General features: G+C 51.4%; 14 protein-coding genes and 1 riboswitch. Of the genes, 6 read left to right on the top strand and 8 right to left on the bottom strand.

The window, feature by feature from the left end; all coding sequences use genetic code 11:
* The first annotated feature begins 353 nt into the window (after positions 1–353).
* The 5 genes from ACPAOP_RS01335 to ACPAOP_RS01355 all read left to right on the top strand — a co-directional run bounded on the left by ACPAOP_RS01335 (position 354) and on the right by ACPAOP_RS01355 (position 10,662).
* Positions 354–2,228 (top strand): M4 family metallopeptidase, encoded by a 1,875-nt coding sequence (locus ACPAOP_RS01335; protein WP_423709025.1) that lies wholly within the window; start codon positions 354–356, stop codon positions 2,226–2,228.
* A 317-nt stretch (positions 2,229–2,545) separates the two neighbouring features.
* Positions 2,546–4,657, top strand: coding sequence for a prolyl oligopeptidase family serine peptidase (locus ACPAOP_RS01340; protein ID WP_423709026.1), 2,112 nt, complete (start codon positions 2,546–2,548; stop codon positions 4,655–4,657).
* A gap of 250 nt (positions 4,658–4,907) precedes the next feature.
* Positions 4,908–6,659 (top strand): ABC transporter ATP-binding protein, encoded by a 1,752-nt coding sequence (locus ACPAOP_RS01345; RefSeq protein WP_423680707.1) that lies wholly within the window; start codon positions 4,908–4,910, stop codon positions 6,657–6,659.
* Between the two features lies 1 nt (position 6,660).
* Positions 6,661–8,421, top strand: coding sequence for an ABC transporter ATP-binding protein (locus tag ACPAOP_RS01350; protein ID WP_423709028.1), 1,761 nt, complete (start codon positions 6,661–6,663; stop codon positions 8,419–8,421).
* Between the two features lie 6 nt (positions 8,422–8,427).
* Positions 8,428–10,662 carry a penicillin-binding protein 1A gene (locus tag ACPAOP_RS01355; RefSeq protein ID WP_423709029.1) on the top strand — a complete coding sequence of 745 codons (2,235 nt, stop codon included), beginning with the start codon at positions 8,428–8,430 and terminating at the stop codon, positions 10,660–10,662.
* Between the two features lie 138 nt (positions 10,663–10,800).
* Here ACPAOP_RS01355 and metC read toward each other — a convergent pair whose 3' ends face one another.
* Complete coding sequence (metC, locus tag ACPAOP_RS01360; protein WP_423709031.1) at positions 10,801–12,006, bottom strand: cystathionine beta-lyase; 1,206 nt, start codon at positions 12,004–12,006, stop codon at positions 10,801–10,803.
* Positions 12,007–12,154: 148 nt separating this feature from the next.
* On the opposite strand from metC, the gene ACPAOP_RS01365 reads away from it, so the two are divergent.
* Positions 12,155–12,637, top strand: a complete 483-nt coding sequence (locus ACPAOP_RS01365; protein ID WP_423709032.1) for an Lrp/AsnC family transcriptional regulator — start codon at positions 12,155–12,157, stop codon at positions 12,635–12,637.
* Here ACPAOP_RS01365 and ACPAOP_RS01370 read toward each other — a convergent pair whose 3' ends face one another.
* From ACPAOP_RS01370 to ACPAOP_RS01400, 7 genes are all read right to left on the bottom strand, one after another.
* The gene (locus tag ACPAOP_RS01370) at positions 12,638–13,420 is read right to left on the bottom strand and encodes an MBL fold metallo-hydrolase (protein ID WP_423709033.1); all 783 of its coding nucleotides are present in this window, start codon (positions 13,418–13,420) and stop codon (positions 12,638–12,640) included.
* 247 nt (positions 13,421–13,667) lie between these two features.
* Positions 13,668–14,495: a methylenetetrahydrofolate reductase [NAD(P)H] gene (gene metF, locus ACPAOP_RS01375; protein ID WP_423709034.1), complete on the bottom strand. Its 828-nt coding sequence runs from the start codon at positions 14,493–14,495 to the stop codon at positions 13,668–13,670.
* Positions 14,492–14,836 carry a phage holin family protein gene (locus tag ACPAOP_RS01380; protein ID WP_190477187.1) on the bottom strand — a complete coding sequence of 115 codons (345 nt, stop codon included), beginning with the start codon at positions 14,834–14,836 and terminating at the stop codon, positions 14,492–14,494. Before ACPAOP_RS01380 ends, metF begins: the two co-directional genes overlap by 4 nt.
* A gap of 68 nt (positions 14,837–14,904) precedes the next feature.
* On the bottom strand, positions 14,905–16,332 hold the full coding sequence (ahcY, locus tag ACPAOP_RS01385) for an adenosylhomocysteinase (RefSeq protein ID WP_423680698.1): 1,428 nt from the start codon (positions 16,330–16,332) through the stop codon (positions 14,905–14,907).
* Between the two features lie 26 nt (positions 16,333–16,358).
* Positions 16,359–16,432, bottom strand: a riboswitch (S-adenosyl-L-homocysteine riboswitch).
* Positions 16,433–16,805: 373 nt separating this feature from the next.
* The gene (locus ACPAOP_RS01390) at positions 16,806–17,330 is read right to left on the bottom strand and encodes a GNAT family N-acetyltransferase (protein WP_423709035.1); all 525 of its coding nucleotides are present in this window, start codon (positions 17,328–17,330) and stop codon (positions 16,806–16,808) included.
* Positions 17,331–17,494: 164 nt separating this feature from the next.
* Positions 17,495–18,037, bottom strand: a complete 543-nt coding sequence (locus ACPAOP_RS01395; protein WP_423680696.1) for an adenine phosphoribosyltransferase — start codon at positions 18,035–18,037, stop codon at positions 17,495–17,497.
* 33 nt (positions 18,038–18,070) lie between these two features.
* Positions 18,071–20,053, bottom strand: a complete 1,983-nt coding sequence (locus tag ACPAOP_RS01400; protein WP_423709036.1) for a cation:proton antiporter — start codon at positions 20,051–20,053, stop codon at positions 18,071–18,073.
* Between the last annotated feature and the right edge of the window lie 50 nt (positions 20,054–20,103).

Below are 20,103 nucleotides of genomic sequence, written 5' to 3' on the forward strand. Positions count from 1 at the left end.
TTTCTTATGTGATATGTCTATTTACTTAGTACAGCCCTCAGTTCACTGAAGCAAGTTTGATAATTATTAATTGAAAAGAAATTTTCTTCTGTTGGTAAAAAATTTACTTTTTTAAATAATTGAAAATACGCAACACTGTCATTTTCCCTTCACAAATTATCTGATTAACTGTTTATAGCTATTCGGGCAATAGATTGTCAGATAGCTAGCATGTATCGCAGTGTTTTCGCTGGGCGATAAGCCATAAACCTCTGGCTTTCCCGCTTTGATCTGGTTTGTTTAAGTTCCACTCTCAGCTGCCGCCCCAGGCAGCAGATTCAATAACATCAACAACAATTTAGGGATAAACAAAAATGACACGTAAATTCAATACCAGCTTAGTGTTCCGGCCAACCATGATGGCAGCATTGCTCGCCTGTGCATGGAGTGCCTCCGCCGCAGACAGAATCAATCTTGAGCAATTCACTCCTTCAGCAACTGCGCAATCTGCTGCCAGCAGATCGTCCTCAGTCACATCGAAAGCAAGCACAGGTGCTCCGAGTATCCATAGCACACTGGGTTTAACAACGAGCGAACTGCAAGCCGCACGCAGCCAGACTTATGCCAATGGTCGCGTTGTTACTCGTTACCAGCAATTTCATCAAGGTGTACCGGTCTGGGGTGAAGCAGTGGTTGAGCATGTCAATGCAGGGGCAGCGCAATCTTCCCTGTCTGGCTATCTGATCAGCAATCTGGCTAAAGACGTTCCCAATGCAAAGCCGTTCTATTCGACAACACAGGCGGTCACTCTGGCAAAAACCCAGGCCCGCGCATCCAGCACTGAAAATGAACAGGCAAAACTGTTTGTGAAACTTGACGAGAATAACGTCGGTAAGCTGGTCTACCTGGTGTCATTTCTTGATACGACCAATCCGGCCAAACCCAGTCGTCCGCACTTCATCATCGATGCGAACACAGGCGTTGTTGTCGAAAAATGGGAAGGTCTGACTCACGTCACATCAGGCACAGGGCCTGGCGGCAATGCGAAAACCGGGCAATATGAATATGGCACAACTGCAGGATATGGCTTCCTCGATGTGACGGTCAACGGTTCCACTTGTACGCTCAACAGCACCAATGTTGCGACCTACAATATGAACAATGCCACTTCGGGTTCTGGTACTTTGCACTCGTTCACCTGCCCAAGAAATACCGTGAAGACTGTCAACGGTGGCTATTCGCCGATGAATGATGCGCATTACTTCGGCAATCAGGTCTTCAACATGTACCAGACTTATCTCGGCGTGCGCCCCATCAGCCAGAAACTGGTGATGAAGGTACATTACGGTTCCAGCTACGAAAATGCATTCTGGGATGGAAGCACAATGAGCTTTGGCGATGGCGCATCCACTTTCTATCCACTGACAGCGCTCGACGTGACCGGACATGAAGTCAGCCACGGCTTTACCGAGCAAAACTCCGGTCTGGTGTATTCCGGTATGTCCGGCGGTATGAACGAAGCGTTCTCCGATATGGCTGGTGAAGCCGTTGAATACTTTGTGAAAGGTACGAACGACTTCAAAGTCGGTACTGATATTTTCAAAGCGACTGGTGCATTGCGCTACATGTACAATCCGCCACTGGATGGCAGCTCGATTGCCAATGCGAGCAACTACACCAGCAGCCTTGACGTTCACTATTCAAGCGGTGTGTATAACAAAGCGTTCTACCTGCTGGCAACCACAGCTGGCTGGAATACCCGCAAGGCATTTGAAGTCATGGCGGATGCAAACCGTTTGTACTGGACATCCAGCAGCACATTTAATCAAGGTGCCTGCGGTGTTGAAAAAGCAGCGACTAACCGTGGCTATGTCGTTGCCGATGTGACTGCTGCTTTCGCCAGCGTCGGCGTCAGCTGTGCAAGCACAACACCGACTGCAACACCTCTGACGAAAGGCGTGACTGTCAGCGGCATCACACTGGCTAAAGGTGCGACGAAACTGTATTCCATCGTTGTTCCTGCGGGTGCCACGAATCTGACATTTAAACTGTCAGGCGGTACAGGTGATGGCGATCTTTATGTCAAAGCATCGACAGCACCGACAACGACATCGTACACAGCAAAATCAACCGGTTCCACAAATACCGAAACTGTGAAGATTGCATCACCGTCAGCTACGACATACTATGTTCTGGTCAGCGCCTATGCAGCCGTCAACAGTACAACGCTGGTGGCTAATTACCAATAACCGTAGTTAAAAAAGTGGTCAGTCATTCCTGACCGCAGGTGTTAAAAAATCCCGCTCTGATGCAACGTCTGGAGCGGGATTTTTCATGTCCAGCAGAGGAAAACCTGAGATCCGAACATACTTGTTGAATTTCACAGACGATTCAGACTGACTTACTGCATACAGACAATCAGAAAAAATACCAAAGGCGAGAAATAAACATGTAGATGGAACTACTCAGCCAATACTTTGTCGATGTATAAACGCCTTGAAAATAATTATGGTGACCAGCGCCATAATACATACAGCAAAATCACATAGCGGAGATCTATCAAAAAATGAAACCACAGTTAACACTGCTCACCACTCTTTGCATGCTGGGCGTCACCAGCATCGCGGCGGCACAAACGACGGATGCTCACCAATGGCTGGAAGATGTCAACGGAGAAAAAGCACTCAGCTGGGTCAAAGCACAAAACCAGATCACCCGTAGCAAGCTCGATAACGACGCTGGTTTCAAACAATTACGCAGTGATTTGCAAGTCATCCTGAATTCCAAAGACCGCATCCCCGGCATACGAAAAATGGGCGATGCGGTCTATAACTTCTGGACCGATGCTGAACATCCGCGCGGCATCTGGCGCAAAACTTCGCTCGAGGAATATCGTAAGCCTCAACCGAAATGGGAAACTGTCCTTGATATCGGTGCGCTGGCGGCAGCAGAAAACGAAAACTGGGTATTCAAAAACAGTAATTGCCGCGAACCCGCATTTGACCGCTGCCTGATCGAACTCTCCCGTGGCGGCGCCGATGCCGTCACCATGCGCGAATTCGATCTGAACACCAAAACATTTGTGAAAGATGGCTTCTCGCTGCCGGAAGCAAAAATGGCGCTCGACTGGCGCGATAAAGACAGCTTGTTTGTCGCGACCGACTTTGGCACCGGCTCACTCACCGATTCCGGTTACGCCCGTATCGTCAAATTATGGAAACGAGGCACGCCGATCAGCGCTGCTAAAACTATTCTGGAGGGTAAAAAAACCGACATGGCTGTCTCAGCACAAAGTACGCAGCATGGCGGAATTCAACACAATCTGGTTCATCGTCAGATCACGTTTTACACCGCAGAAAATTTTTTACTTGAAGGCGATAAGTTACAGAAACTCGATATTCCGGAAAAATCCGGCGTCGCCTTTTTCAGCACACAAATGATCGTGACACCAAGAGAAGCCTGGAAAATCGGTGAAAAAACTTATGCCAGTGGCAGCGTTCTCGCGATTGATTTCAACTCTTTTGAAAATGGTGATCGCCAATTCACTACGCTGTTTGAGCCTACAGACAGTACGTCTTTCACGGGCCTCACCGCAACAAAAAACTACCTGCTGGTACAGTCGCTCAACAATGTTAAAAGCCATTTGCAGGAATGGAAATTCGCAGATGGAAAGTGGGCATCCCGCCAGGTGCAGTTACCAACCATGGGGGCAGTGGGCATCAGTGCTGTTGACGTTGAAGGCAATGATGATTACTTCCTCAGCTATTCCGATTATCTGACGCCCAATGTCTATCTGCTCGCACATGCCGGCAGCGACACGCGTGAACAATTGAAATCAGCACCCGCATTTTTTGATGCATCCCCTTATGAGACCGTTCAGCAATTTGCGGCCTCGGCCGATGGTACGCAAGTTCCTTATTTCGTCATCAAACGCAAAGATATCAAATACGATGGCAGTAACCCGACGCTGCTGTATGGTTACGGTGGCTTCCAGATTTCCCTGACACCATCGTACTCAGGTACATTAGGTAAAACCTGGCTGGAAAAAGGCGGCGTCTATGTTGTTGCGAATATTCGTGGCGGTGGCGAATTCGGTCCGCGCTGGCATCAGGCCGCATTGAAAGAAAATCGTCAACGCGCTTACAACGACTTTGCGGCAGTAGCAAACAGTCTGATCGCAAGCAAAATAACCAGCCCCCGTCATCTCGGTGCCATGGGCGGCAGTAACGGCGGTCTGCTGGCAGGGGTGGCTCTGACTCAGCATCCGGAACTGTTCAACGCCGTTGTCAGTCAGGTGCCACTGCTGGATATGCAGCGCTACAACCAACTGCTGGCCGGAGCTTCGTGGATGGGCGAATATGGGAATCCTGATGTGCCGCAAGAATGGGCATACATCCAGCGTTACTCGCCTTACCACAACGTCAAAGCAGGTGTTCGTTATCCTAACGTTCTGTTCATCACCTCTACCCGTGATGATCGCGTCCACCCCGGCCATGCCCGCAAAATGGCGGCAAAAATGCTGGATCAGGGTCATAAAAATGTCTGGTACTACGAAAACATCGAAGGCGGACATGGTGGCGCGGCAAATAATGAACAAAGAGCCGATATGAGTGCAATTACCTACAGCTTTTTGTGGAATATGTTAAAGCGCGACAACGAGGCAAATGCAATTCACTGATGACGGCAAACTGCCACAAATTTGGCAGGCGCTGATTCGACGTCGATAGTCGAATCCACCTGTGATCCAATCACAATCTGTTTAATGCGTTTACAATCCGTTATCCTGTTGAGGGATAACGGATTTTTTATTTAACAGGACTGACGGATAGTTATTCCGGCAAGACACGACAACCAAGACAGCAGGCATAGCAGTCAAGAGCCATCGTACCTCCGGGGCGCTGTCAGGTAAGTCCTATTTAAGAATTTGCATGACACTGTTCCAACTACTGAAAACATTTATCCGCCGCCATTGGCAGCGCTATTGTGCAGCGGCCAGTATGCTGTTCGCCGTCGCCCTGATGACCGTATTGATACCGCGTCGCGTTGGTGCCGTGATTGATGGACTGGTCAGTGGGCAGCTTGATCAACGCGGTATGCTGACCGAACTCGCGTGGCTGTTATTGATGGGCATTGCCATTTATTTCCTGCGTGTCGGCTGGCGCATGCAACTGTTCACAGCCTCGTATCAGCTTGGTGTTGAACTTCGTACCCGTTTATATCAGCGCCTGAGTTTGCAGGGACAGAATTTTTTTCAGCAACAACGTACTGGCGACCTGATGGCACTCGGCACCAATGATGCCGATGCGATAGAACTTGCGGCCGGTGAAGCAGCGCTGGCAGGTTTTGATGGTTCGATGACATTTGCCCTGGTCATCGGCATGATGTTACTGGGCGTGGACTGGCGTCTTGCGGTGGCGGCGTTATTGCCATTTCCCCTGATGGCGTGGGCGTTCCGGCATATCACCCATCAGGTACATGAAGCCTCGCGCGATTCGCTGGAACGCTTCAGCAAACTCAACGATCAGGTGCAGGAAACCCTTGCCGGCGTACGTACTCTGCGCGCTTTAGGTCTGGAACAGCGCAGTGCTGCGCAGTTTGCCGAACTCGCTGAAAACGCAGCCAGCGCCAGCCTCTCGGCGCAAAGCTGGGAAGCGGCTTATGAGCCTGCGGTCGGCATCACGCTGACAGCAGCTGGCGCGCTGACACTGGCCGTCGGCGGTTATCTGGTGTGGCACGGAGAAATGACAATCGGCGCACTCACCAGCTTTACTATGTATCTGGGACAACTGATCTGGCCCATGTTCGCTGCGGGCTGGGTGTTGTCTCTGATGGAGCGAGGCAAAGCGGCCTGGGGCAGGCTGGAACCTGTGCTGTCGCAAGAACTGTCGATACAGGATAAAGGTACTCTGAGCAGCCAGCCATCTGGCAAGATACATTTCGATCACATCAGTTTTGCGTATCCCGGCCAAAGCAGAAATGCACTGACCGATATTTCAGTGTCCATCACACCTGGACAAACGCTGGGGATCGTCGGGCCAACCGGTGCCGGTAAATCCAGTATTGTTAAATTGCTGTTGCGGCAGATAGAAACACCGCATGGGCAGGTGCGCTGGGGCGAACATCTGATTGCAGAATATCCGCTGCACAGCTTACGAACTGCTATCAACTGGGTCGCGCAAGAACCATTTTTATTTTCGGCCTCAATTGCCGAAAACATTGCTCTTGCTAATCCGGAAGCGGGCCGGGAACAGGTTATTCATGCTGCCACTTTAGCGGCAGTGCATGACGACATTCTGCGTTTCCCACAAGGCTACGACACGCCCGTCGGTGAACGCGGAGTCACACTGTCAGGTGGCCAGCGCCAGCGCGTTGCAATCGCCCGCGCACTGCTGACATCCAGTCCGCTGTTGATACTGGACGACGCGCTTTCCGCCGTCGATACGGATACCGAAACCCGCATCCTGCAGCATCTTGCCGAATTACGCCAAAAACAAAACGAACGCAGTGCGATCATCATCAGTCACCGCCTGAGTGCAGTGGTCGACGCTGATCACATCCTTGTTTTGCGGGATGGAAAAATCACAGAACAAGGAACGCATCAACAACTGCTGGACGCCAATCAATGGTATGCATCGCAATGGCGCTATCAGCAACTGGAGGCAAGCTTACATGCCGCATGATATGAATACGACAGAAAAAGCCTCCGTGAAATCAGAGAAAAAATTAGCCGTACAGTTATTGGTACAAGCGGCTCAGCCAGAAAAAAAACATGTCGTCTGGGGCATATTTTTTTTATTGATTGCTGCCGGACTGGAAGCCATCGGCCCCTTACTCGGCAAAGCGTTTATCGACCGTTATCTGCTGCCGCACTTAATGGACTGGCCTGCGGTTATTGCCTTACTGGTGGCGTATGTCGTGACAGGCTGGGGTGCAACCTGGCTGCGCTACATGCAGCTGACCCGGCTTGCGGGGGTTGCAATGCGTTCAGTGCGGCGCTTACGCGAACAGGTGTATGGGCATGTCTTGCGTTTGCCTATGGCCTTCTTCGATAAGGCGATTACCGGTCAGCTCGTCAGCCGCGTCACCAACGATACCGAGTCAGTCAAAAATCTGTATGTGCAGGTATTGTTTGTGATGCTGGACAGCTCCATCGTCGTGCTCGGCGCGCTGGTGGCCATGGCATGGCTGGACTGGCGATTGATGCTGATCGTCATCACCTTAATTCCGGCCGTCGTGATTATTGTCTGGTTTTATCAGCGCTGGAGTGCCCCCGCCGTCAGCCGTGCACGGCAGTTGCGTAGCGACATTAACGCGCAGGTTGCCGAGAGTATCAGTGGCATGAGCGCCCTGCAGGCCAGCAATGCCGAACAACGTTTCGGTCAGCGATTTGCCAACACAAACCAATTACATTACGTCGCCCGTCTTGATGAACTGCGCGCAAACGCCTGGTTACTGCGACCAGCGCTGGATTTACTTAATTCCGTGCTGTTGGTGGTCGTGATTTACAGCTTTGGGCAACGCAGTTTTTCGGGTGTCGAAGTCGGGATTCTGTATGCATTTGTCAGTTATATCGCGCGAGTTGTAGATCCGCTGATTCAGATTACGCTGCAATTCGGGCAAATTCAGCAAGCCGTCGTCTCGGCTGCACGGGTCAACACCTTGTTACACGAACAGCAGACAACGAATACCAGTACCGATGCGCAAATGCTGTCAGGCGACGTGAACATAGCGCATCTGAGCTTTGCCTACAACGCCGGACATCCGGTATTGCAGGACGTGAATTTACACGTACCAGCCGGCAGTTTTTTTGGTGTGGTCGGTCATACCGGCAGCGGAAAATCGACGCTGATGAGTTTGCTGCTGCGCTTTTATGCCGCGCAATCCGGCAGCATCAGAATTGACGGTCATGACATTGCCACTTTTTCAGATGAGCATTTCCGTGCCAGCGTCGGCCTCGTTCCGCAAGAACCCTTTTTGCTTGCCGCCAGCGCGCGTGAAAATATCGCGATGGGGCGCAGCCTCAGCGAGACAGACATCATCACGGCAGCGAAAGCAGCACACGTACATGAGTTTATTCTGCAACTGGAACATGGCTATGACACGCCACTCGGCGAAGGCGGCGCCAGATTATCCACAGGGCAAAAGCAACTGATTGCGATTGCCCGCGCACTGGCGGGTCAGCCACGCATCCTGTTCCTGGACGAGGCGACCTCTCATATTGATAGTGAAACCGAACAGATCGTGCAAGTTGCGCTGAATGAATTACGCGGCAAAGTCACCATCATCGCCATTGCGCATCGCCTTTCCACTATCAGAGATGCAGACAGCATCATCGTTCTGAATCACGGCAAAATCGCTGAGCAAGGTCAGCATCAGGAATTAATGCAGATAGATCAGGGCATTTATCAAAAACTGTATCTGCTGCAAACTTTAGAGGACTAAACCAACATGAAATGGATTGCTGCCATCGTGGCATCGCTGGGCATCATCGCTGCGGGCGTTCTGGCCTACGTGTTTCTGGTACTTGCGCCCAACCTGCCGCCACTTGACGCGGTGACCGATTACCGACCAAAGATACCGCTGCGTATCTATACTGCAGATAACGCGCTGATCGGTGAATTTGGCGAAGAACACCGCGAATTTGTACCGATCAAAGAGATTCCCGAAAAACTGAAAACGGCACTGCTCTCTACCGAGGATGCGCGCTTTTACGAACATAGCGGTATCGACTTTATCGGTGCCGGTCGTGCGGTTCTGGCTGATCTGCGCGGTGGATTTCATCAGGGAGCGTCGACCATCACGATGCAGGTCGCCAGAAATTTTTTCCTGTCGCAGGAAAAAACCGTGAATCGAAAACTCAAAGAATTGCTACTCACCACCCGCATCGAAGCCGCGCTCAGTAAAGACCAGATTCTGGAGCTGTACATGAATCAGATTTATCTGGGGCAGCGCACCCATGGCTTCGCTGGCGCAGCGCGGACTTACTTCAATAAATCACTGAATGAACTGAGTCTGGCGGAAGCTGCAATGTTGGTCGGGATACCGAAAAATCCGGTGCGGCACAATCCTGTCAGCAACTTCCAAAAGGCCAAGCAAAGGCAGGAAGTGGTGCTCAAACTCATGCTCAATCGTGGCGTGATTACTGAAGCACAATACGATCAGGCTCTGCATGAAAGAATCACCGTCACCGGAAAACAGATTTACGATACCCATGCCGACTATGTTGCTGAGATGGTGCGCCAAAAAATCGTCGACGAATACAAAGAACAAGCCTACACCAGTGGTATCAAAGTCTATACCACGCTGCTGAAAGCTGATCAGGAAGCGGCTTATGAAGCCGTGCGCAACAACGTCATGGCATACGACCAGCGCCACGGCTATCGCGGCCCCGAAGCCTTTATTCAGTTACCTGCAGATGAAGATGAACGTGACGATGCGATTGATGAAGTGCTGCGCAAACATCCTTCCAGCGACAAATTACAGGCTGCAGTCGTAACCGAAGTCAGCAGCAAAGTCATCAAGGCAGAACTGGCCAACGGCGACACCGCAGTGATTGATGGTGACGGTTTAAAATTTGCGGCAAACGCCTTACAAGCGAAAGCGAAATCCAGTCTGAAAATCGTACCTGGTGCGGTGATCCGCGTGATACAGAATACGAAGAAGCGCTGGAGTATCAGCCAGTTGCCTGAAGTCGAAGGTGCCTACGTTGCCCTGAATGCGGAAACCGGTGCCTATCGTGCACTGGTGGGCGGATTCGATTTCAACCGTAAAAAATTCAACCATGTCACCAGCGCCTGGCGTCAGCCTGGTTCCAGCATTAAACCCTTCATTTATTCTGCAGCCCTGGAAAAAGGCTTTTCTCCGGCAACGCTGATCAATGACGTGCAGCTCTCCGCCACGACAGGTACTTTGCTGCGCTGGGACCCACGCAATGACGATGGTAAATATGATGGTCCCATCAGCATGCGTACCGCGCTGGCACAATCGAAAAACGTGGTCTCTGTGCGCATACTCAAAGCCATCGGTGTCGATACTGCGCATAACTGGTTGCCGCGTTTTGGTTTTAACAAAGAAAAGCATCCGGATGACCTGACCATGGCGCTCGGCACCGGTGCTGTCACACCAGTACAACTGGCAGCCGGATATGCCGTGTTTGCGAATGGTGGTTATCAGATCACGCCGTGGCTGATCAGCAAGGTCGTTGACGCCAAAGGCAAGGTGCTGAGTGAAAATAAAGTACCTGCGATTGCGCAGGAAGATGCCCGTGTGATTGATGGCAGGAATGCCTTTGTGATGCACAGTCTGTTAAGTGAAGTCACCCGCAGTGGTACCGGTGCAGCAGCCAGCGCACGTCTGGGACGCCATGATCTGGCCGGAAAAACAGGGACCACCAGTGATGCTGTTGACGGCTGGTTTGCTGGCTACGCAGGGAATGTGGTCGCGGTTGCCTGGATGGGTTACGACGATCCTAAATCGCTGGGTGGCAGAGAATTTGGTGCGACTCTGGCTTTACCAATCTGGATAGACAGTATGCGGGCAAGTCTCGCCGGTAAAGCAGAAGTTCAGCGAAACGTGCCGGATGGCGTCAGCAATGCCGAAGGAGACTGGATGTACGTGGAATTTCTGAATGGTGGAGGAGTAAAAACACTGGATATAGATGAGGCGATCAGTTCACCACCATAAAAAAACCCGCAGAAAAATCTGCGGGCAAATATCCTGACCTTTGGAGTTAAAGCAGTAGGACATACGCATCTTAAACAAGGTGAGTGACATCCTGATGACAATACTGGAAACTGTCGTCTGGCATTCACGGCTTCCAGCTTATGCTGCTCTGGCAGTGCAGGCAGATGCTCTTAATGCGGAAAATCCTGCATCAAGATCGGTGATTAAATCCTCCACGGCTTCGAGACCGACATGCAGACGTATCATCGGCACATTCCATTTTTCCGCATTGATCGTCCTGTATCCCGCCGGGCGTGTCGGCAGAATCAGGCTCTCGTATCCACCCCAGCTGTAACCTATGCCGAATAAAGCAGTACGATCGATCAGGGCTGCGACCTGCGCCTCCGTCACGCCGGAATGAAAAACGGCTCCCATCAGTCCGCATGCGTATTCTGCGCGGAAGTCACGCTTCCATAATGTATGTCCGGCTGCACCTGCCAGCGGTGGATACAGCACTTCTGCCACTTCAGGCTGAGCCTGCAGCCACTTCGCAACGACCTGCGCGCTGTCGCGATGCACTGCCAGACGCGCAGCCATGGTACGCAGACCACGCAATGCCAATGCTGCATCATCACCGCCGACAGACATGCCCAGTTGTTTATACGTATTGCGGATACGCAGATGCAGCGCTTCATTTGTCAGAATCGCCCCCATCAATGCGTCAGAGTGACCGACGATGTACTTGGTCGCCGCGTGTATAGAGACATCAATTCCCAGAGCAAAAGAATCCCAGCCTATCGGTGTGGCCCATGTGCTGTCAGCCACCACGACCGCACCAGCCGCATGCGCGACCGCCGCAATCGCCGGTACGTCCTGCACTTCAAATGTCAGCGAGCCGGGTGATTCGACAAAAATTACTTTGGTCTCTGGCTGCATTAACGCCGCAATACCCGCACCAATCAGCGGGTCGTAATACGTCGTGTTAACGCCGATCTGCTTCAGCAAGCCATCACAGAACTGGCGTGTAGGATCATAAGCAGTATCGACCATCAGCAGATGATCGCCCGGTTTCAGTAAAGCCAGCAAGGTCGTTGTAATCGCCGACAAACCCGACGAGGTCAGCATGCAGGCAGCAGCGCCCTCCGCTGCGCACAATGCCTGCTCCAGCGCCAGCGTGGTTTCGGTCGCATGGCGCGCATACGAGCGACGGGTACCATTGGCATCCTGTAAAGCCGCACAATCGGGAAACAACATCGTCGATGCACGAACCACAGGCGGATTGACAGGACCATGATGCTCTTTTCCTTTGCGCCCGGCGTGAGTCAGGCGCGTTGCCGTTTGCAATTCAGATGCGGGTTGGTGCATGGCGTTCTCCAGAGACAGACAGAATTTTCAGATATCGCGTTCAGGCGACGGTACAGCCGACATCGTAACAATCATCAGCCGGAAATTTTTACTCATTTTTTTAAACATTCATGTTATTTTTAGAAAAATTTCCTAAAAATATATGATTATGGATAAAAAAGATCTTGAAATACTGAGTTTCCTGCAGAAAGACGCCTCGATTGCGCTGGCCGATCTGGCGCAGGCGGTGCATCTTTCCGTCACGCCTTGCTGGCGGCGGGTACAGAAACTACAGGAAGACGGCGTCATCCGCAGTCAGGTTGTGTTGTGCGATCCCGGCAAACTGAATCTCGGTTTAACCGTGATGGTGGCGCTCAAGGCGGCGCAACATAACGAGAAATGGATGCAGAAGTTTATCGCGGGAGTCAAAGATATCAGTGAAATCGTCGAGATACTGCGCATGAGCGGCGACATCGACTATCTGTTGAAGGTCCATGTGCCGGATATGGCAGGCTTTGATCTGGTCTATAAAAAGCTGGTGAAAGTCGCCGACTTGCAGGATGTCAGCTCCAGTTTTGTGATGGAAGTAATTAAGAGTACTACCGCATTGCCTCTCGACTATGCGGTAGTGAAACCGCTGAAAACCGGCTGATCAGCCACGGAAGCGGTAATGTTCCTGAGTAAACAGATCAATACCGCATTGCAGGTTTTCTATCCAGTCGAGGAACGCGTGTATCGCTTCCTTACCGACAAAATAACGGCCATGCTGAGGTACCATCATCTCGATATCCATTTGCCGCACCATATTTGCCCACAGACGGCAGACCTTGTTTGACACCATATAACGCTTATGGAAACCACTCATGGTGTGCAGCTCTGCAAGGAAATCTTCTTTGGTTCTCATCGGATTAACGATATCGCCCGCATCCACCATCGACGCTCCCATATCACCGGAAAACAGGATTTTTGATTTGGAATCGTAAAACTGGAAGTTACCTTCCGCATGGAGAAAATGCGCAGGCACAGCGTGGATAACGGTATCACGCATAGGTACAGGCATGCCTTCATCCGGAATCCCGATAATACGACCGTCAGCACGGTTCAGATTACAGAAATGCGGTACGAAACGTGACCAGAGTTTAGACACAAACAGATTGCACTCTGTACTGAAGAGCCACTTATCCAGTGCGCCGATAATATCGGGATCTTGATGCGAGGCAAACAGATACTTCAGCTGCTGCTTAGGCATGTACTTGTGCATTGCCAACACCAGCGAGTTGTAAGTCAGATGGCCGGACGGATCAATCAGCGCACCCTCACCATCGGAAACGACAAGGAACTGATTAGCCTGAACGGCATGATCCCCGGCATCTTTCACCAGATCGTTAAACATCACGCAGATGTGTTTGCCGTCATTGTAAAGTTCAATAGCCAATTTTGCTCCCGGTGGCAAGGTTATTTAAATATGAAAAATTAAATATAACGAATTATTGTAATGCAGAAAAAGGCCTGTATTCTTGACTTGAATCAAAATAAATATTTTCTTAAAGACAAGAATTTGTGCTTAAAAACGCAGAATGAGTTCAGCCGCCTGACAAACCGCTCCTTTTTCACAAGCAAAAAAAGCGTGCTGACATTGCCATCAGCACGCTTTTGAAAAAATGGACGATTAAAACGAACGATTACACCAGGCGTTGCCAGATCGCCGTTGTTGCGGCGGCCTGATTCAATGAATAGAAATGCAGCCCTGGTGCGCCGCCTGCCAGCAAACGTTCGCACATAGATGACACCACGTCGAGTCCAAACGCTTTGATCGACGCAGTGTCGTCGCCAAAACTCGCCAGCTTCAGGCGTACCCAGCGTGGGATCTCTGCACCGCACATTTCAGAGAAACGCAACAACTGACTGCTGTTGGTAATCGGCATAATGCCGGCCACGATAGGTGCGGTCACACCTGCTTTCTGCGCCTCTTCAACAAAACGGAAATATGCGTCCGCATTGTAAAAATATTGCGTGATGGCGGCATTGGCTCCGGCGTTCATCTTACGGACAAAATTTTGTAAATCGTCTTGCGGTGAGCGTGCCTGCGGATGCATTTCCGGATAAGCAGCCACTTCGATATGAAACCAGTTACCGGTTTCGGCACGGATAAATTCAACCAGATCACTGGCGTGACGGAATTCGCCGCCCATGCCATAGCCACTCGGCAAATCACCACGCAACGCCACCAACCGGCGGATATCGTTGGCCTGATATTGCTGCAGAATGTCGCGTATCGATTCACGGCTGCCGCCGACACAAGACAAATGCGGCGCGGCATCGTAGCCTTCTTTACGGATCTCCAGAACCGTATCCAGCGTTCCTTGCTGTGTGGTACCACCGGCACCAAATGTCACGGAAAAATATTTAGGCTGCAACTCAGCCAGTTTTGCTCTGGTTGCACGTAATTTCTCGATGCCTTCCGCCGTCTTGGGCGGGAAAAATTCTATGCTGAAATTATGCGTCTTCATCGTTGTTGAAAGAGTAAAGTCGACAGTGTCCAGGAGATCACGCTGTACAACAAAGCACCACCGACTGCGGCCCAGAATCCGGCGACATGAAAGCCATCAACCACGTTCGCCACAGCCCAGAACAACAAGCCGTTGATGACAAAAATGAATAAGCCCATGGTCAGCATCGTTACCGGCAAGGTCAGCACCAGCAACACCGGACGCAGAATGGTATTGACCAATCCCAGTACCAGTGCTACCAGCAGGGCTGTGCCGAAACTATCAATGGCAACAGAGTGCATCAGATAAGGAATGGCGAGCAAAGCGAGGGCGTTAATCAGCCAGATAGCAAGCAGACGCATACGGACTCCTGTTTCGACGGATAAGAAAAACTCCCCGCTGACACAGTCAGACGGGGAGTCAGTCGTGATTAATAACGGTAGTGTTCAGGCTTGTAAGGACCTTCTTTTTTCACGCCGATATACGCAGCTTGTTCATCGGTCAGCTCGCTCAGTTGCGCATTGAGTTTTTTCAATTGCAGACGGGCGACTTTTTCATCCAGATGCTTAGGTAAGGTATAAACGCCAACCGGATACTGATCATTGTTCTGGAACAGTTCAATTTGCGCAATCGTCTGATTCGCAAACGAAGAACTCATCACATACGAAGGATGGCCAGTACCGCAACCCAGGTTCACCAGACGGCCTTCAGCCAGCAAAATGATACGTTTGCCATCAGGGAAAATCACATGATCGACTTGCGGTTTGATGTTTTCCCAGGTGTATTGCTTGAGTGAGGCGACATCAATTTCATTGTCGAAGTGACCGATGTTGCACACGATTGCCTGATCTTTCATCTTCAGCATGTGTGCGTGATTGATGACGTGGTAGTTGCCAGTGGTCGTCACGAAAATATCACCATGTTCTGCGGCGTATTCCATCGTTACCACGCGGAAGCCTTCCATCGCCGCCTGCAATGCACAGATAGGATCAATCTCTGTCACCCAGACCTGAGCGGATAATGCACGCATCGCTTGTGCGCAACCTTTGCCGACGTCACCATAACCGACGATCACGGCAACTTTACCGGCGATCATCACGTCAGTCGCACGTTTGATACCGTCCACCAAAGATTCGCGGCAGCCGTACAGATTATCGAACTTAGATTTCGTTACGGAATCATTAACGTTGATCGCAGGGAAAGCAAGTTTGCCTTCTTTGTGCATCTGGTACAGACGATGTACGCCTGTCGTCGTTTCTTCGGTCACGCCTTTGATCGCGGCCAGACGTTTGGAATACCAGTCTGGTTCTGTTTTCAGATGCGATTTGATTGCGTTGAACAGGCAGATTTCTTCTTCTGAACCTGGATTAGCCAGCACAGAAATATCTTTCTCTGCGCGGGTACCGAGATGCAGCAACAAAGTCGCATCGCCACCATCATCCAGAATCATGTTGGAATAACCACCGTCGGTCCATTCAAAAATACGGTGCGTGAATTCCCAGTATTCATCCAGGTTTTCGCCTTTGAATGCAAAGACTGGTGTGCCGCCGGCGGCGATTGCTGCCGCAGCATGATCCTGAGTTGAATAGATATTGCAGGATGCCCAGCGGACCTGCGCACCGAGTGCGATCAGAGTTTCGATCAGAACGGCTGTCTGAATTGTCATGTGCAGCGAACCGGTGATACGCGCGCCTTTTAACGGCTGGCTGGCAGCGAATTCTTCGCGGATCGCCATCAGGCCCGGCATTTCTGTTTCAGCGATTTTAATTTCTTTACGACCCCAGTCTGCGAGACTGATATCGGCAATGAGAAAATCCTGAGTTGTCTTGGATGGTGCGGAAGTTACAGTGGCGTTCATCACGCCCTCCTTTCTGATTGAAAAAAGTAACGTGAGCGCGGTTGTGTGGATTCCAAGCCTGGCAAGATAGCAAGATCTTGTCGCAGCGCTCCTTGGAAGACCTGAAGTATAACGCAGAAGCTTAATTTTTGCCGATGTAAACTTGCCGCGCCAATTCGGACGCTACCATTTTTTTCCTGACAAAATCAGGTGCTCGTCAGCACCTGGCGACGAAACAAGCGAGGACTTCCGGCTGCACGGAGAAAACCATTCCCCACATAGAAATAATCCCGGAAAATTGAAAAAATGGGGAGTATGTTAAAAAATCAGCTTATTGTCACAATAAAATAAAGGGGGATTTTATATACTCCCCCCGGTATATTTTGATACAAAAAACGCTTCTGAAAGAAAAAAGCGCCTCAGTATCCGCGGCCAATGCACAACAAGACGGCGTCAGCGCTGGCAAATACTGAGGTTGCCCGCCCTCTTCGCTGTCAGCCGCGTAACAATTGTTTAAACATAATACTGGTGCTGTCCAGCGTTCCCGCATCGGACATGGCATAAGCGGGAATGATCCCCGCCAACTGAAAACCCAGCGACAAATACAAAGGTTCTGCGGCATCACCGGTTCGGGTATCGAGCACGATCAGACTGCGCTGTTCCGCGCGGCAGACATCTTCAGCCCACTGCATTAAGCTGCGCGCAATACCACGCCGCCGTGCGTCCGGTGTCACCATCAGTTTGGCGATTTCCGCACGATGCTGGCCGTTTTGCGGCATATCCAGCACAAGCTGCACAGTGCCGAGCACCCGGCCGTCGTCATCAAGCGCCAGCGCCATGCGGCGTTCGCCAGACTGTACGGACTGATGAATATTTGCCCAGAAAGCCGCCGCTTTATCGTCGCTGAGCGGCGCAATAAAACCGATGCTGGCACCAGCGGCAATACATTGCCGTAACAGCTGATTCAACTGCGCCGCATACGCCGGCAGCGCAGCGCCCTGCATTTCTAAAACACGCATACTTTATCCCCACAATTTCGGCATAAAAAAAGCTGATCGCAATCAGCGTATCAGCTTTTTCAGAGCCAGAAGAACCAGTCAGTTCTTCTTTTCATATATTTTTTAACGCGGTCATCACGCCATCAATTCAGCACAGCGTTCAGCAGCGAATCAATTTTCCGGCATTAATGTCCGTCGAAATTACACACGGTAAACAGCGGCAAGCCACTGTCTTTAATCAGCTTAGAGCCGCCCAGTTCAGGCAGATCAACGATCACCGCGCCCTCGACCACGATCGCACCGAGACGCTCCAGCAATTTTTTACCTGCCATCATGGTGCCACCCGTCGCGATCAGATCGTCGATCAGCACCACGCGCTCACCTTTTTTGCAGGCGTCGGCATGCAGCTCGACGGTTGCGCTGCCGTATTCCAGTTCATATTCTTCCGACACAGTGTGAAAAGGCAATTTACCTTTCTTGCGAATCGGCACAAAACCCAGATTCAGTTCATACGCCAGCACCGAACCGATGATGAAGCCGCGCGCGTCCAGACCGGCGATCACATCAATCTTCTGATCCATGTAGCGATGCACAAACATGTCGATTAAAACGCGAAATACCTTAGGATTTTGCAACAAAGGGGTAATGTCGCGGAACATCACGCCTTCTTGCGGCCAGTTTGGCACAGTGCGGATATGTTCTTTAATGTACTCGGATGGATTTAACATCGCCGGATGACCTTCAATTTTTAAAATAACCCGCTATTTTAGCAGTCGCTGCTCGGCTCTTGCGACTGCTTCTGATGTTCCTCGCACGACGATCACATCGCCGGCCTGCAAAATCATGTTTTCGGCAAGCGCCAGACGCTGACGATCACGGCGGATCGCATGCACATCCGCCCCTGTTTCCGCCAGACGTATCGATTGCACGGATTTGCCAACTGCCGTTGCGCGCTCACTCAGGACTATCGTATGCAAACGGACCTGCATCGCTTCCGGGCTGTCAGCCGCATCGCTGGCGCCACGGAAAAATCCCCGCAGCGATTCGTAGCGCTCATCACGTGCCGCCTGCACCCGATGCACAACACGGCGCAACGGTACGCCGAGTATCACCAGCGCATGCGATGCCAGCATCAGGCTGCCTTCCATTAGTTCAGGTACCACCTCGGTGGCACCGGCGGCTCTGAGTTTATCCAAATCAGTGTCATCGTGGCTGCGTACGATCACCGGCAAGGAAGGATTAAGCTCATTCACGAAGTGCAGAATTTTTAATGCCGAGGCAGTGCTGGAATACGTGACGACCAGTGCAGCCGCGCGATTGATACCAGCTGCCGTCAGGCTCTCTCGGCGCGCCGCATCGCCATACGAAACATTTGCGCCCGCCATCTGCGCTTCCTGCACACGGTCAGGATCCATATCCAGCGCGTGATAGCTAATGCCTTCTTCTTCCAATAAACGCGCCAGACTTTGCCCGCTGCGTCCGAAACCCGCGATAATCACGTGCTTTTTCGCATTCATCGTGCGGGCCGCAATTTGTGTCAACGCTAAAGATTGCAGCATCCATTCGTTGGCAGAAAACTTCATCACGATCACATCCGATTTCGCCAGAATAAACGGCGATACCAGCATCGACAACACCATGGCTGCCAGTATTACCTGCAACAATTGCGCTGGTATCAGATGCAGATCACCGGCCTGATTTAATAAAACAAAACCAAACTCACCCGCCTGCGCCAGCGCCAGACCGGTGCGCAAAGAAATACTGGTCGAGTTGCCAAACAATTTTGCCAGACCGGCAATCAGCAGCAGCTTGACAACCATTGGCACAATAAACAGCAACAACACTAACCACAGATGATCAACCACCAGCCGCCAATTCAGCAGCATGCCGACGGTGATAAAAAACAGCCCCAGCAGCACATCGCGGAAAGGCTTGATATCCTCCTCGACCTGAAGGCGGTACTCGGTTTCAGAAATCAGCATCCCTGCCACAAACGCCCCCAGCGCCATCGACAGCCCGGCCTGTTCGGTCAGCCATGCAGCCCCCAGCGTGATCAGCAACAGGTTGAGCATAAATAACTCTTGCGAACGCTGCTTCGCGACCACCCGGAACCAGGCGCGTATCAGTTTTTGTCCGGCAACCAGTAATACGAGCAGGACCAGGATTGCCTTCGCACTTGCCCACGCCAGGTTTTGCAGCAGATCAGAGGAATGTGATGCCAGCGCCGGAATCAGGATCAGCAGCGGCACCACCGCCAGATCCTGAAACAACAGGATGCTGATAATCTGCCGCCCGTGCAAACTTTCCAGCTCCAGGCGCTCCGTCAGCATTTTGGAAACGATCGCTGTCGATGACATCGCCAGTGCACCGCCTAAGGCAAAAGCGGCTTCCCAACCAATCTGAAAATACTGCGGCAACCAGATACTGGCCAGTCGGGCGGCGACCAGGCTGACCGCAATCGTCATGACTACCTGCGCCATGCCCAGACCGAACACCGCCTTGCGCATCGTCATCAGCTTGGGCAAAGAGAATTCCAGCCCTATGGAAAACATCAGAAACACCACGCCAAACTCGGCAAGTTCGTGCGTGACCGCGCCATCGTCGGCAAACCCCAGACCAAACGGACTTATCAGCACGCCGACAACGAGATAACCCAGTATTGGCGGCAGTTGCCACAGACGAAAAACAACAACCCCGAGAACCGCGGCAGCTAACAGAGACAGTGTCGTATCGAGCGCATTCATAGAGGATATTATTGCCGATTTATGCTGAAGTTTTCGTCATATTCAATGAA

The organism is Undibacterium sp. WLX3042, from assembly GCF_049544825.1.
Lineage (GTDB): Bacteria > Pseudomonadota > Gammaproteobacteria > Burkholderiales > Burkholderiaceae_D > Undibacterium.